13 protein-coding genes and 2 other annotated features are annotated in these 14,138 nt (G+C 33.8%); of the genes, 12 read left to right on the plus strand and 1 reads right to left on the minus strand.

Annotated elements, in window-relative coordinates:
• The 3 genes from BM319_RS14515 (at nt 1) to BM319_RS14525 (ending at nt 3,549) form a co-directional block, all read left to right on the plus strand.
• The gene (locus tag BM319_RS14515) at nt 1-1,530 is read left to right on the plus strand and encodes an acyl-CoA carboxylase subunit beta (RefSeq protein WP_069034949.1); all 1,530 of its coding nucleotides are present in this window, start codon (nt 1-3) and stop codon (nt 1,528-1,530) included.
• Nucleotides 1,531-1,793: 263 nt separating this feature from the next.
• Nucleotides 1,794-3,056, plus strand: coding sequence for a DUF2157 domain-containing protein (locus tag BM319_RS14520; RefSeq protein WP_025568299.1), 1,263 nt, complete (start codon nt 1,794-1,796; stop codon nt 3,054-3,056).
• Complete coding sequence (locus BM319_RS14525; RefSeq protein WP_175495621.1) at nt 3,046-3,549, plus strand: GDYXXLXY domain-containing protein; 504 nt, start codon at nt 3,046-3,048, stop codon at nt 3,547-3,549. Before BM319_RS14520 ends, BM319_RS14525 begins: the two co-directional genes overlap by 11 nt.
• Nucleotides 3,550-3,605: 56 nt before the next feature.
• Here BM319_RS14525 and BM319_RS14530 read toward each other — a convergent pair whose 3' ends face one another.
• Entirely contained in the window at nt 3,606-4,172 is a 567-nt protein-coding gene (locus tag BM319_RS14530) for a biotin transporter BioY (RefSeq protein ID WP_091023388.1), read from the minus strand.
• A gap of 966 nt (nt 4,173-5,138) precedes the next feature.
• Nucleotides 5,139-5,367: a binding site (T-box leader), on the plus strand.
• A 48-nt stretch (nt 5,368-5,415) separates the two neighbouring features.
• Nucleotides 5,416-5,647, plus strand: a binding site (T-box leader).
• Between the two features lie 474 nt (nt 5,648-6,121).
• On the opposite strand from BM319_RS14530, the gene BM319_RS14535 reads away from it, so the two are divergent.
• The 9 genes from BM319_RS14535 to BM319_RS14575 all read left to right on the plus strand — a co-directional run bounded on the left by BM319_RS14535 (nt 6,122) and on the right by BM319_RS14575 (nt 14,125).
• Nucleotides 6,122-7,858: an aromatic amino acid hydroxylase gene (locus BM319_RS14535; RefSeq protein WP_025568996.1), complete on the plus strand. Its 1,737-nt coding sequence runs from the start codon at nt 6,122-6,124 to the stop codon at nt 7,856-7,858.
• Between the two features lie 112 nt (nt 7,859-7,970).
• A complete protein-coding gene (locus BM319_RS14540) occupies nt 7,971-8,339 on the plus strand; it encodes a VOC family protein (protein ID WP_025568995.1) in 369 nt (122 codons plus the stop codon).
• Nucleotides 8,340-8,616: 277 nt separating this feature from the next.
• Nucleotides 8,617-9,603 (plus strand): GNAT family N-acetyltransferase, encoded by a 987-nt coding sequence (locus BM319_RS14545; RefSeq protein WP_091023390.1) that lies wholly within the window; start codon nt 8,617-8,619, stop codon nt 9,601-9,603.
• A 42-nt stretch (nt 9,604-9,645) separates the two neighbouring features.
• Nucleotides 9,646-10,188, plus strand: coding sequence for a GNAT family N-acetyltransferase (locus BM319_RS14550; protein ID WP_025568992.1), 543 nt, complete (start codon nt 9,646-9,648; stop codon nt 10,186-10,188).
• A gap of 25 nt (nt 10,189-10,213) precedes the next feature.
• On the plus strand, nt 10,214-10,657 hold the full coding sequence (locus BM319_RS14555) for an SRPBCC family protein (RefSeq protein WP_091023392.1): 444 nt from the start codon (nt 10,214-10,216) through the stop codon (nt 10,655-10,657).
• Nucleotides 10,658-10,659: 2 nt separating this feature from the next.
• Nucleotides 10,660-11,778, plus strand: coding sequence for a GAF domain-containing sensor histidine kinase (locus tag BM319_RS14560; protein ID WP_025568990.1), 1,119 nt, complete (start codon nt 10,660-10,662; stop codon nt 11,776-11,778).
• A gap of 13 nt (nt 11,779-11,791) precedes the next feature.
• Nucleotides 11,792-12,439, plus strand: coding sequence for a response regulator (locus BM319_RS14565; RefSeq protein ID WP_025568989.1), 648 nt, complete (start codon nt 11,792-11,794; stop codon nt 12,437-12,439).
• A 49-nt stretch (nt 12,440-12,488) separates the two neighbouring features.
• On the plus strand, nt 12,489-13,442 hold the full coding sequence (locus tag BM319_RS14570) for a ketopantoate reductase family protein (protein ID WP_091023394.1): 954 nt from the start codon (nt 12,489-12,491) through the stop codon (nt 13,440-13,442).
• 134 nt (nt 13,443-13,576) lie between these two features.
• Nucleotides 13,577-14,125, plus strand: a complete 549-nt coding sequence (locus tag BM319_RS14575; protein WP_069034941.1) for an NADPH-dependent FMN reductase — start codon at nt 13,577-13,579, stop codon at nt 14,123-14,125.
• Nucleotides 14,126-14,138: the final 13 nt, after the last annotated feature.

Genomic DNA, 14,138 nt, shown 5'->3' on the forward strand with positions numbered 1-14,138 from the left:
ATGTCAAACGAAGCAACATATCAAGCTCGAAAAGAACAAATACTTTCTGGTGGGAAAGAAAAATATCATGAGAGCAATGCCAAAATTGGTAAGCTCTTTGCAAGAGAAAGAATTAATCAACTTTTAGATAAAGATAGTTTCGTGGAAGATGGTTTCTTTGCGAACTGTATGAATGACGAATTTCCAGCAGATGGCATCGTAACAGGTATTGGTAAAATTGATGGCCGTACTGTATGTGTAATGGCGAATGATTCAACTGTAAAAGCAGGTTCATGGGGCGAAAAAACAGTAGAAAAAATCATCCGCATTCAAGAAACATGTTTAAAAATGCTAGTACCACTAATTTATTTAGTGGATTCTGCAGGAGCACGTATTACGGATCAAGTATTCATGTTCCCTGGTAGACGTGGTGCTGGACGTATATTCCACAACCAAATTAAGCTATCAGGTCAAGTACCTCAAATCTGCTTATTATTTGGACCTTCTGCTGCAGGGGGAGCTTATATTCCTGCATTCTGTGATTCAGTATTTATGGTTGAAGGTAATTCTTCAATGTACTTAGGATCACCTCGTATGGCTGAAATGGTAATTGGTGAAAAAGTTACACTCGAAGAAATGGGTGGAGCTAGAATGCACTGTTCAGTTTCAGGCTGCGGAGATGTATTGTGTGAGTCAGAAGAAGAAGCAATTGCGAAGTTAAAAGATTATTTATCTTACTTACCAACTAATTTCAAGCAAGGGGCTCCTATTGTTGAGGCTAAAAATCCTGTTCAAAAGGAAAAGTCTTTAGCAGAAATTATACCAAGCAATCAAAACGTACCATTTTCTATTTATGAATTTATCGACCGAGTAGTTGATGAAGATTCATTCTTTGAAATTAAAAAGCTATTTGCACCTGAACTAGTGACTGGTTTTGCTAGATTAGATGGACGTAGTGTAGGAATTATTGCTAACCAACCGAGAGTTAAAGGTGGCGTATTATTCCATGATTCAGCGGATAAAGCAGCTAAATTCATTAATTTATGTGATGCTTACCATATTCCTTTATTATTCTTAATGGATGTACCTGGTTTCATGATTGGTACTAAAGTAGAGCGTGCAGGAATTATCCGCCATGGTGCAAAAATGCTTTATAGCATGAGTAATGCATCTGTTCCAAAAATCTCAGTTATCGTTCGTAAAGCTTATGGTGCTGGACTATACGCAATGGCTGGCCCTGCATTTGAAACAGACTGTGTCATTGCATTCCCATCTGCTCAGATCGCTGTAATGGGTCCTGAAGCAGCAGTAAACGCAGTGTATGCAAAGAAAATTGCAAGCTTACCAAAAGAAGAACAAGCTGCCTTTATCCAAGAAAAACGTAAAGAGTATGCTGAAGATATCGATATTTACCGCTTAGCATCTGAATTAGTAGTAGATGTAGTTATTCAACCAGAAGAGCTACGTACAGAGCTAATTAAACGTTTTGCTTATTACTCAGAATCATATGAAACTCCTGCTACGAAAAAGCATGGTGTTTATCCGGTATAAGTTATAGAGAAACAGCCCAAAACATAGGGCTGTTTTTTTATTGATATTAAATGAAGGTAATCTACTGTCGTCACTTAGTTCAATCTGTCAAAGCCTAAAGGGGGAATAAATGAATTAAACAAACGTTTGATTCATCATTTCCTTGTAGATTAATAGATATATTCAATAAAATTTTAGATTTAGAGGTAATTTATATATTATTAAGAAATTATAATAATAATGGAAGTAGTTTATTAAGCTGTTACTAAAAGGGGGGAAGTTAAATGAGTAAATTAGATCAAAAGCTAAAAGAATGGCACAAACAGAACTTACTAGATGAAGACTCTTTAAATCGAATACTAGAATATGAAAGGCACCGAACGAAAGCTGAAAAGCAATCGTTTTTAGGGGATATTGTGCCATTTTTAATTGCATTACTTGTAGCATTTGCAATTTTAGCGCTTGTGGGCAGTAACTGGAACGACTTTAGCCAAACTATGAGATTAGTCATTATTTTTGTAACACTATTGGTTTTCCATACAGTTGCATTTATAAGCTATCAAAAGGGTAAAGAGTTGTTTGGGCATTGTTTAAACTTTATTAATGTAATTGGATACGCATGTGCTTTCGTTTTAATTGTACAAATGTATCAATTTTCTAGTGATAGTCCAGTATTTCTAATTACTTGGACGTTGCTCGCGTTTCTTTACTATTATGTATTAAAGCATAATATGTTCTATTATCTTTTCTTAGGAATCGGATTTTTTAGTTTGAGCTATAGTGCTGGAATAGAAACGGCACATGTTTATCTACTTCAATTTCCATTGTTACTTTGTTCAATTTATTTCTTGAGATTAATGCAGAATCGATGGAATACCAGCTTTAATTACACATTTCTAGGCTATATTATCATTATGTTTTTCCAGACATTTTCAGATCGCCAATATATGATGCCAATTATTCTAGTAGTGTTTATTCTTTGGTATTTAAATGAACGTGGAATTATTGATTATATACTACTACCTGTATTTACTATATTCATATGGCTATTCACATTTTTCACCTCATTATTCGGAGGATCATATGATGCAGTTCACGAGTTACAAAAGGAATTTTCTCATGGGTTTTTAAAGCCAATTGCAGTGCCACTGTTTAATACGATTATTCTATTAATCCTTTTACTAGCAATCTATACTGTGTACAAGAAGTGGAAGGACCATGAACCGTTTAATAATTATCTTTGGATCTTCTTATTCATATTCTTATTACCGATACTAGGGGTTCAAGATAAATTAGCTAATATGATCGTAGGCGTACTAATATTATTTGCTTATTCATGTATCCGTTTATTTAAAGGTGTTTCAGGTCAGGAAAAAGGAAGCATCATTATAGGTTTTATTACATTTGCCTCACTCGTTATTGGAATTTATACAGGATTTGCCGTTTCATTTATAAGTAAGTCAATTGTGTTTATCATCCTTGCAGTGGTTCTATATTTTGTCTATACCCAATCGAAAAAAGCAAGAGGTGATGAACATGCAAAATAAGAAGAAATTACTTTTACTTTCAATAATTCAATTTGTTTTATTACTAGCTTTACTTGGCAACATTATGTACTTTAAGCAGTCAGCAGATACGTTTAAAATAAAGTCAGAAAGTTTGGATCCAGTAGAACCTTTATTAGGGCATTATGCGGCTCTATCTTATGATTTTGACTCAATAACAATGAAGAATTGGAAAGGTGAAGCTAAACCAAAAGAAGGGGAAAAAGTTTATATTGTCTTTCAAAAGGGACAAAACGATATTTATCAATTTGATTATGTAACCGATCATCGTCCAAAACATTCAAAATACATTAAAGCAACTATTCAATACACATATATTGCTGAAGAGGAAGAAATTGTAATCAACCATAATCTAGGTCGCTTTTATATTCCTGAAAGCCAAATGGACAAATACAATCAAGGCGGAACTAAGTATATTGTTACAGTCCAACAAAAAAGAGATCGATCAGTCGTTAAAGCTGTTGATGTTCAATGAAAATAACCTTTTAATATAAAAAAGAGCTCACATCATAAGAGTGAGCTCTTTTTGTATTACGCTGAAATTTCATCACGTTTTAATAAATTAGCTTTTGCTAAACGTTTTCCAATAATAACACCTAATGCAGATGCTACATAGGCTTTAACTAATCCAAGAATAATGAATGGATAAAATCCGAAAGCCATTGTATCGTGCCAGCTTAGAGAAGCTGCAATTTTTAACCACACAGTACCAAAAATTAACGTTACAAACATTCCAATTGTGTTTGCAATCATTGCATTTAAAACTGTGAACTTAGTTTTTTCAATATAGTAAGCGATGATGAAAATAGTTGGAATAAATCCAATTAAATAACCACCCGTTGAACCCACTAGTACGCCAAACCCCGCAGCACCACCTGCGAAAACCGGAATTCCGATCGCACCAAGTGCTAAATAAAGAAGTAACGAGATTGTTCCGTATTTTTTACCTAAAATTGTAGCTGCTAAGCCGATTGCTAAAGTTTGACCTGTGATTGGAACAGGAGAAAAGGGCAAAGGAATAGATACTTGAGATAGAATACCAATAATTGCTGCAAATAAAGCTGAATTAATAAGCATTTTTAATCTTTCTTGTTGCATTACAAAATCTCCCTCTCTTTATGTTAACTTATTTAATTTGTTAGTTAACATATTATAAATTAATTATATTTTATATAAAAAGATTGTCAATATGTTCAAATTTAAAGAGAGTATTGCTTTAGGAAAATGTCTAATCCCCAATTAAATAAAAAAAGAGTAATTCGAATTCGATTACTCTCCTTTCAAAACTATAATTTTTTTCCCGAATAATTTAATTAATAGCGAGTTCTTTTAATTAATTTGATTACACCATAAATAATTCCAGCAATCATTAAAATTGCAACTGGTAAAACTACAACCATTCCTAACATAAGTTCTCCTAAAATAAATAATTGGATAAATAATCCTAAGTAATTAAGTATACAATACCAAATATTTCCAAACGGTTCAATATTCGAAAGAAACTTATTAATTATTAATCTGTAAAAACTCTGTAAACTAATCGACCAATTATGAGCTTGTAATTTTAGCTTGCAGTATGTTTGCTCAAACACCGATACCAAATGTTAGTTAACTCAATAAAAGGTATCTATACATTTATTAGTGAAGTTAGTAAATGTGTCGGGGAAAAACTTTGTTAATATAATATCTTTTCTTTTCTTTCAAAAAGATGAAGCTGATAAAATAAGTGTGAATTTTCAACGGGAAATTAAGTAAATATTAAAGGGCGAAAATATTTGGCATGAATAAGATTATGGTACTAGTAAATAACCTATATAATAGACTTATCGTTTTATTGATTGACAAATCCTTGTTTAGGCTAGACAGAAAAAGTGTGGTACTACTATAAAACGAGATGCGTAATTAATATTTAGTTTGTGAGTCTAAAGTATATATTTCTAATTAGGTATTTCTATAGGTAAGGGTTTTGATTATATTGAAATAATAAAAACCTCAAAAAAAACAAAAGATAAAAAGTGTTGACATTTACGAAAAATAGGAATAAAGTATGTATTAATTGAATCGCGAAAAGCAATGATAGGAATTTTAGTAGTGGAGTTTTCCCTGTAACAGAGAGCTGGTGGTTGCTGCAAACCAGTACATAGAACACATGAATTACGATCCTAGAGCATCTTCCTCGAAACAAATAGTGAGGGGAAGACGGTGAAGAGCCGTTATGAAATGAAGATATTAGTATTGTTTTTAATACTAATAATTTAGGGTGGTACCGCGAATAGACTATTTCGTCCCTACTGTGCAAACAGTAGGGACTTTTTTATTTTAAGAAAATAATTTAATTAAATAATAAGCAATGAGTGGAACGAAAGTAGTGAAGTTTTCCCTGTGACAGAGAGCTGATGGTTGGTGCAAATCAGTACATAAAACGACATGAATTACAGTCCATGAGCATCTTCTTCGAAACGAATAGTGAGGGGAAGACGGTGAAGAGCCGTTATGAAATGAAGATATTAGTAAGTTTTAGTAAAACAGCTAATAACTAGGGTGGTACCGCGAATTTAAAGTTCGTCCCTACTGTGCAAACAGTAGGGATTTTTTTATGTGCAAAAATCTTGGATGCATGTATAGATGTAACGGAATAAGCTACAAGAGTGGTAAGAGCTTAGAGGAAAAACAAGCTTGTCTTGTTTTGAGTTGTCTAGTTCCAGGCGTTAGCCCCTCGAGGTCATAAGCCAAAGTCCAATAAAAGTAAAAACCAACCTTTATCAGCCTTTGTCTTATGCTTGTCGGGGCTGAGCAAACGCCTTCCACATTTCATGTTTGAAAGGAGTGATGTGTTTGGTTGATTATGACTATAAATACCGAATAAAAAAAGATTTTGTAGAAAGAAGGAGTAATTTGGAAAAAGTAGAAATGGTTAAATGATGGAAACTTGCTTAAAAATGCTCAAAAAAAAGCTTTTAGCAAGATATAGATAGAACGGGTATTTTTAAGAAAGTAGAGTAATAGATTTTTAAGTGAAATAATTTTTAAAAAGGGGAATTGATGACATGAAAGAAGCAGCTTTTGAAACAAAAATAATACCACCTCATTTGAAACAATACTTATCGGAGCAAAATTATGATCTTTACACGCCAATTGATCATGCTGTATGGCGCTATGTAATGAGACAAAATCATCACGCATTAAAAGATAGAGCACATTCTGCATTTGTCGATGGACTTAAGATGTCAGGAATTGAAACGGAAAAAATTCCAAATGTAGCTGAAATGAACGAGTGCCTTTCAAAAATCGGTTGGGGCGCAGGAATCGTTAATGGATTAATTCCAGGCGCTGCATTTTTTGAACTATTAGCAAATGGTATTTTACCAATCGCAACTGAAATTAGACAAATTACGAATATAGAATATACACCTGCTCCAGATATTATTCATGAGGCTGCAGGACACGCGCCAATATTATTTGATCCTGTATTTAGAGAGTACGTACAAAAAATTGGATCAATTGGTGCAAAGGCATTTGCTACAAAAGAAAAACAAGAACTATTTGAAGCAGTTAGAAATTTAACGATTGTAATGGAAGATCCAAAATCGACAGCTGAAGAAAAAGCTGCTGCACAAAGATTAGTTGAAGAAAGACAAAAAGCAATTGTTGGAATTTCAGAAGCTGAAAAAATTTCACGCGTATTCTGGAGAACAGTTGAATATGGTCTAATAGGTGAACTAGATAATCCAAAAATTTACGGTGCTGGTTTATTATCATCAGTAGGTGAAAGCACACATTGCTTTACAGATGCAGTTGAAAGACTACCTTTCTCTATTGAAGCTTCTACATTACAACCGAAAAATATAACTGAAATGCAAGCACAATTATTTGTATGCAAAGATTTCGATGAATTAATGCAAGGCGCTGAAGAATTAGCAAGCACTATGGCATTCCGTGTAGGTGGTACAGAAAGCTTAGATAAAGCTCTTAAATCGAAAAGCGTTGCTACATTTGAATTAAATTCTGGATTAAGTGTAACTGGTATTGTTCATGCAATCATAAAAGACGAAAACGGTGAAGCAATTTACGTCAATACAACTGGCGAAACTGCACTTTCAATAAACAATAAGCAATTAGAAGGTCACGGAAAAGACTACCATGCTAAAGGATTTGGAACACCAATTGGACTTCTAAAAGGTAATATTGAATTAGAAGAATGTGACGATGCTGCACTTAAAAATTTAGGTATTGTCGTAGGAAACTTTGTTGATTTAGAATTCTCAAGCAATGTAAGCGCTTCCGGTAGAATTGTAAATATCATTAAAAATGAAGACAAAGTTGCATTAATCTCATTTGAAGACTGCACTGTTACTTACGAAGGAAAAGAATTATTCAAAAAAGAGTGGGGAACTTTTGATATGGCAGTTGGTTCTCGAGTTGAATCAGCATACCCTGGTGCAGCTGACCCAACATCTTACTTTAGTGATTCAATTAAAGAAGTAGAGTTCGTAATGGAAACACCAGCTCCATTAACTGAATTAGAAAAATTATATAAAGAAGTTAGAGTAATTAGAGAAAAGAATACATTCTGTGATGACTGTATTTCTAAATTAATTGCTGTGCATAATGAGCTTAAACGTGAACACCAAAGTGATTGGTTATTACGTTTAGAATTACTTGAAATAGCTACAGTTAATGCTAAATTAGCGCAAATTGTTGAACCATTAAAAGCGGAATTGGAAGCATTAAGAAAAGAAGATTCTTTAAAGAATCTAATTACAAATGGCTTAAAGCTAGTTTGATAAGTTGGAATATTGGGAAAAGCGTTACTTCTATAGAGGTAATGCTTTTCTTATTTTTTACTTCTGGTAATCTAAAGATATAAACTTTTCATAATGAGAGAGGTGCTAGTCAATGGCATTTGAAGTAAAAGGAATTGATCATATTCAATTAGTTTGTCCAAAAGGTGGAGAGGACGAAGCGAGAAAATTTTATAATGGAATTCTAGGAATGAAGGAATTGCCAAAGCCGGAAAATTTAAAAGGCAGAGGTGGATGCTGGTTTATTTGCGGTAATCAAGAAATTCATATTAGTATTCAAGAAGATTTTATAGCACCTAAAAAAGCTCATCCTGGTTTAATTGTTACAAACATAGAGGCATTAAGAGAGCAACTCCTTCAACTCAACTTTGAAATAAAAGAGGAACCACCAATAGAAGGTCGTACTCGCTTTTTTGTTAATGATCCATTTGGGAATAGAGTCGAGTTTTTAGAATTTCATTAAAGATTATTTGATAAACCACTGTATATAAACAGTGGTTTTTTATTTTTAATTGAATGCTTAGTTAGAATTAAATTGTTAATTTTAAGAAAATTGATATGATTTAATTAACAAATACAAAAGAAGGTTGTTGAATTTTACTAGATGAGAGAGCATTATTCAGCTATAAGCAGGAAGTAATGCTCTTTTTATGGAACTAGTAATGAGTGAATATCAATACAATTAGAATAGTCTGGATTATCAAGCGGTTGCACTTGTATAAGTTGCAAGGAGGTTTGTTATGAAATTTATCGCATTCGAAAATATACACTTAGAAGAAGCGGCTAGTCTTTTGGCTATCCGTCATATGTATGACCGAAGTAACAACCCTGAATTACCATCTAAATTTGAAGAGGCTACGTATGCTAAGAAAGCTATTGAGGCACTTTTTAATGAAAAGGATAGTTTTGGTATTGCAGCGGTGAAAGATTCCGAGTTAGTTGGCTATATGATTGGGTCAATTCAAACAGATAAAAATCGAGAACGTCATACATGGATTAAGTATGCAGGTATGGCTATAGCTGAAAGTGAAGATGTAGAATTATATCGTGAATTATATGCAGAGTTTGCCAAGAAAATGGTAGAGCTTGGTTCGTTTAATCATTACGTAATGGTACCAAGTGGAAATAAGTCAACTTTAGATGCTTGGCTTCGTTTAGGATTTGCCTATGAACAGGTTCATGGTTTACGTGATTTGTCAGTTTCGTCGGATAAAGTATTTGAAGATATTCAAATTCGATTGGCAACTAGTGAAGATGAAAAAAGAATCCGTGAATTAGCAACCGTAATCATGGAACACCAAGCGAAGTCACCTGTATTTGCACCAGGGTTTATTGAAGAAAGAGATGACTATCAGGAAGGTTACGCAGAAATTATTAATGATGAAGCGGCAACATTATGGTTAGCGCTCTATCAAAATGAGATTGTAGGTCTTCAAGTATTTGAATCAGCTACAGCATCTGATGAGAATTTATTAACACCTGAATCTTGCATTAGTTTAGTAATAGGAGCAACGGTCGAATCTTCTCGCGGAATAGGTGTTAGTAAGGCCTTATTACAGCATGGACTTACTTTTGCTGAAAAAGAAGGCTATAAACTTTGCGAAACAGATTGGAGAATAACGAATTTACAATCCTCGAGATTCTGGCCAAAAAATGGTTTTAAACCGATAGCGTACCGTCTAGTCCGTAAAATCGATCCTAGAATTATATGGGCAACAGGCGTTTAATGGGTTAGGAAAAGCAGGGAAATTAGGGAGTGTAGGAAAAAGATGAAATTAGTTGGTAATAATATATATTTAAGACATTTAGAAGTTGCAGATGCAGAAGATTTTTTATCTTACGAAGTTCGAAATAGAGAGTTTTTTAAACCTTTTACATATATAAAAGACGAAAGTTTCTATACTTTGGAAGCTCAGCAAGATCGTATTAAGTCATATAAAGAGAAAAGCGACAATGATCTGTATTATGGCTTTGGTATCTTTTTAAAGGAAACAGATGCTTTTATAGGTTTTACGATGCTAGCAGAGGTTTTAAGAGGAGATTTACAAAGTTGTTTTGTTGGTTATTCTTTAGATGAACAACATAATGGTAAAGGATATACAACTGAAGCTGCAAAGTTAGTTGTAGAATATGCCTTTAATGAATTAAAATTGCATCGCCTTGAAGCGGGTGTAATGCCGCATAACATTGGTTCAATAAGAGTATTAGAAAAGGCGGGTTTCCATAAAGAGGGAATTGCCAAGAAAAATGTACGTATAAATGGGAAATGGGAAGATCACCAAATGCTAGCTATTATTAATGAAAATGAATAACTATATACCTTTTGGAGGGATTAATATGAATATTATTAGTTATCCAGATTTATCGAGTAGACCACATAGTCTCACTGTGGAACGAGTAATGGAAAATACTATCGATGTTTTGTATGAAGCTTGGACAAAAAGATTCGGTGATTGGTTTGCTGCGCCAGGTTCGGTAATTATGAAGGCAGAGGTTAATTCTGTATTTTTCTTTGAGACCCATTTTGAAGATAAACGCCATCCTCATTATGGTCGCTTTTTAAAACTTGAGCATAATCAACTTGTTGAGATTACTTGGTTCACTTCTGGATCTAAAACGGAGACGGTAGTCACTGTAGAGTTTTCAACAAATGAAAGTGGAGCGACAGTTATTAGATTGACTCATGCAGGATTCCCAGATGAATTATCAAGAGACCAACACGAACAAGCGTGGCCGATGGTGCTTGAACAACTTGATCGTCGAATGAAGGAATTAGCCTAAGTATGAAAAAAGAATCATTTCTTTTAGAGCTACAAGTATTAAAAGAAATTGCCGAAATATTAAACGAGGGTACTGATCTATACAGTACCCTCAATTGTGCCTTAGCCAAGTTAGTTCAAGTTACGGGTTTAGATACAGGATGGATCTTTTTAATTGATAAAAATGGGGACTTTGAATTAGTTGCTTCACATAAATTACCTCCAGCTCTTATGAACGAAGAGGCTAAGCCAATGTGCAATGGAGATTGTTGGTGTGTAGATAAATATAATACCGGAAGACTTAACAAGGCATCAAACATTATGGAATGTAAAAGATTAGAAGACTCAATTATTCATAAGTGGGGAGAAACAAATGGTGTCACCCATCATGCGACTGTACCATTGCAAGCAGGTGAAGAATCTTTTGGTTTATTAAATGTAGCTGCCTCTAATAAATTAAAATTTGATCAGGAAGAATTAAATTTACTAGGTGCAGTTGCATTACAAATTGGAACAGCAATTAAACGAATTCAATTAACAGAAAAGGTAAAAGAGTTTGAGCTGATTCAAGAAAGAAATCGCCTTGCAAAGGACCTACACGACTCAGTTAGTCAATTATTGTTTTCGATTAATGTAACTGCTAAAGCAGGTGCAAATGTATCCGACAGTCCGAAGTTAAAGGATACATTTAATCATATTCAACAAATTGCCCAAGAAGCACAAGCAGAAATGAAAGCATTAATATGGCAGCTTAGACCACAAGGGATTGAAAAAGGAATAGTTAGTGCATTAATTAACTATGGTGAAATGCTAGGACTAAAAGTAATTAGTAATGTAAAAGGAACAACGATATTACCTTCTAAAATAGAAGAAACATTATGGCGCGTAGGTCAGGAAGCGTTTAATAATTGTAGAAAACATTCAGGACAAAATACGGTATATTTACAGTTATCAATCAGTACAAAGAAAGTTAAAATGACGATTCGAGATCAAGGTGTAGGTTTTATCTGCCCAAAGGATGTACAAATTCCAACATTAGGTTTGAAAAGCATGAAGGAAAGAGTCGAATCGATAAAAGGGTCGTTTTTAGTTGAAAGTGATTTGAATAAAGGAACAAAAATTACGACGAATATCCCTTTTTAAGAAGGAGAGTTTTATGTCTATTAAAATATTAATTGCTGATGATCATCATGTAGTTAGGAGAGGACTTATTTTTTTCTTAAATACGCAAGATGATATCGAAGTTATTGGAGAAGCATCGAACGGAGAAGAGGCATTAAGCTTAGTAAAAGAGTTAAGACCTGATATTGTTATCATGGATTTATCAATGCCAGTTCTAGATGGAATTGAAGCTACCAAAAGAATAAAAATAGAAGGCTTAGCAGTTAAAGTAATGATTTTAACTAGTTTTTATGATCAAGATCATATTTTACCTGCAATTGAAGCGGGTGCAGCGGGATATTATTTAAAGGATAGTGATCCAGATGAACTCGTTTCCGCGATCCGAAAGATATACGATGGGGAAAAACAGTTTCATTCGAAGGTTACGACGCAATTAGTTTCTGCTTTAACTGGGAAGATAGAAACGAAGAACGATGAGTCATTTCAAGACAAATTAACTAAGCGAGAAATGGATGTATTGAAGGAAATTACGAGGGGTAAGAGTAATAAAGAAATAGCAGCATCATTATTTATTACAGAAAAAACTGTAAAAACCCATGTTTCGAATATTTTAGCCAAGACTCAGCTTCAAGATCGAACTCAATTGGCACTATATGCAGTACGAAATGGGATTTTGAAATAGACATTAGTAAGTTACAGATTTTTACTTTTTAATAGAAAGGAAGAGTGTAATGCGAATTCTTGTATTAGGAGCTGGAGGAATTGGCGGCTATTTTGGAGGACGCTTAGTAGAAAAGGGAGAAGATGTTACATTTCTAGTACGAGCTAATCGGAAAAAACAGCTAGAGGAAAATGGTTTAGTCATTCGGAGTGTGAATGGTGATTTTTCATTTCAACCGAATCTAATTACTGCAAAGAGTCCTGCCGAGATTTTTGACATCGTACTTTTCTCAACTAAGTCATATCATTTAAGCAATGCCATTCTGGATGTAAAACCATTCGTAGGCGATCAAACTGTTATTTTACCACTTTTGAATGGTATTGCTCATCTAAATCCCTTAAAGCAGGCATTTGGTGAAGAAAAGGTTATAGGCGGTTTATGTTTTATCGAAACTACTTTAAATGAAGCAGGGGAAGTTGCTCAAACAAGTAAAGCTGCTAGACTTGTATTTGGTGAATTCTTAAGTAAAGAAACTGACCGTATTAAAAAAATTGCTGATGCATTTAGCGGTTCAAAAGCTGACTTTGTCCATAGTAAGCAGATTGAACGAGATATGTGGCACAAATATTTGTTTATTACTGTAATGTCTGGCGTAACGTCTCTTATGCGTGCTCCTATTGGCCCAATTAGAGAAAGTGAAGGTGGAAGAGCTATTATCAGTGAATTATTTGAAGAATGCGCTAATATTATGAGGTCCCATGGTGCGCCAATTTCTGAAAATATTGTGGATGAGCATATGAAATCAATCGATGCTCTTGGATATGATATGAAATCATCTTTGCAGAGGGATATGGAAAAAATTTCGTTAGTAGAAGGGGACCATTTGCAAGGGCATTTACTAGAACTTGCAAAGAAAAAGGATATAACTGCTAAATTACTTGAATTAGTTTATCAAAATATTAAAGTTTATCAAAAAATGAATCAAGATCATAGTAATCAAGAAACCGAACGTCTTTCAGTTTGAAATCTACAACTTTAGTTGTAGATTTTTTTTATTTTTATATACTCCTAAACGTGTAGAAAAGTTCTATCAAATGACCGAAGTTCGGACATTATGAATTGACTATACTAAAGGTACGAATTAAAGGAGTGGAAAATATGAATATTTTAATGATTAATGGTAGTCCAAGAAAAGAAGGTCGTACAGGTAAATTAGCGACAATCATCTCGAAAAAATACAATGTAAAAACAATTGATTTAAGTGAACTAGTGTTACCAATTTATAATGGTCAAGAGGAGCAAAATGAAATTGCTACTATCCAAAAACTAAGATCACAGCTAGAAAATGCTGATGCTATGATCATTGCAACACCGGAATATCATGGTGGAATGAGCGGAGCATTAAAAAACGCTTTTGACTTTTTAGGAAGTAAGCATTTTAAAGATAAGCCAGTTGCAATTTTGGCTGTAGCCGGTGGAGGAAAGGGTGGAATTAATGCACTTAACAATATGAGAATTGTTTTAAGAGCATTATATGCAAATGTTTTATCGAAACAAGTTGTGATTGACCCATCAGACTTTATGTCAGAAGGTACTACGTTAGAAGAAAATACATCTTATTCAGTAGATAGCATATTTCAAGAATTGAAGCTCTATACTCAAATTTCAAAAAAGCTAAATGAAGAATGGGTTGCATCAAATTATTAAAGGATAAGGTGAT

The organism is Bacillus sp. UNCCL81 (genome assembly GCF_900112535.1).
In the GTDB taxonomy this organism is placed as follows: Bacteria; Bacillota; Bacilli; order Bacillales; family Bacillaceae_G; genus Gottfriedia; species Gottfriedia luciferensis_B.

Coding starts and splice junctions, on each gene's coding strand:
- BM319_RS14515 (WP_069034949.1), top strand. CDS start 1: ATGTCAAACGAAGCAACATATCAAGCTCGAAAAGAACAAATACTTTCT.
- BM319_RS14560 (WP_025568990.1), top strand. CDS start 10,660: ATGAAAAAAGAATCATTTCTTTTAGAGCTACAAGTATTAAAAGAAATT.
- BM319_RS14545 (WP_091023390.1), top strand. CDS start 8,617: ATGAAATTTATCGCATTCGAAAATATACACTTAGAAGAAGCGGCTAGT.
- BM319_RS14565 (WP_025568989.1), top strand. CDS start 11,792: ATGTCTATTAAAATATTAATTGCTGATGATCATCATGTAGTTAGGAGA.
- BM319_RS14570 (WP_091023394.1), top strand. CDS start 12,489: ATGCGAATTCTTGTATTAGGAGCTGGAGGAATTGGCGGCTATTTTGGA.
- BM319_RS14530 (WP_091023388.1), bottom strand. CDS start 4,172: ATGCAACAAGAAAGATTAAAAATGCTTATTAATTCAGCTTTATTTGCA.
- BM319_RS14550 (WP_025568992.1), top strand. CDS start 9,646: ATGAAATTAGTTGGTAATAATATATATTTAAGACATTTAGAAGTTGCA.
- BM319_RS14575 (WP_069034941.1), top strand. CDS start 13,577: ATGAATATTTTAATGATTAATGGTAGTCCAAGAAAAGAAGGTCGTACA.
- BM319_RS14525 (WP_175495621.1), top strand. CDS start 3,046: ATGCAAAATAAGAAGAAATTACTTTTACTTTCAATAATTCAATTTGTT.
- BM319_RS14540 (WP_025568995.1), top strand. CDS start 7,971: ATGGCATTTGAAGTAAAAGGAATTGATCATATTCAATTAGTTTGTCCA.
- BM319_RS14535 (WP_025568996.1), top strand. CDS start 6,122: ATGAAAGAAGCAGCTTTTGAAACAAAAATAATACCACCTCATTTGAAA.
- BM319_RS14555 (WP_091023392.1), top strand. CDS start 10,214: ATGAATATTATTAGTTATCCAGATTTATCGAGTAGACCACATAGTCTC.
- BM319_RS14520 (WP_025568299.1), top strand. CDS start 1,794: ATGAGTAAATTAGATCAAAAGCTAAAAGAATGGCACAAACAGAACTTA.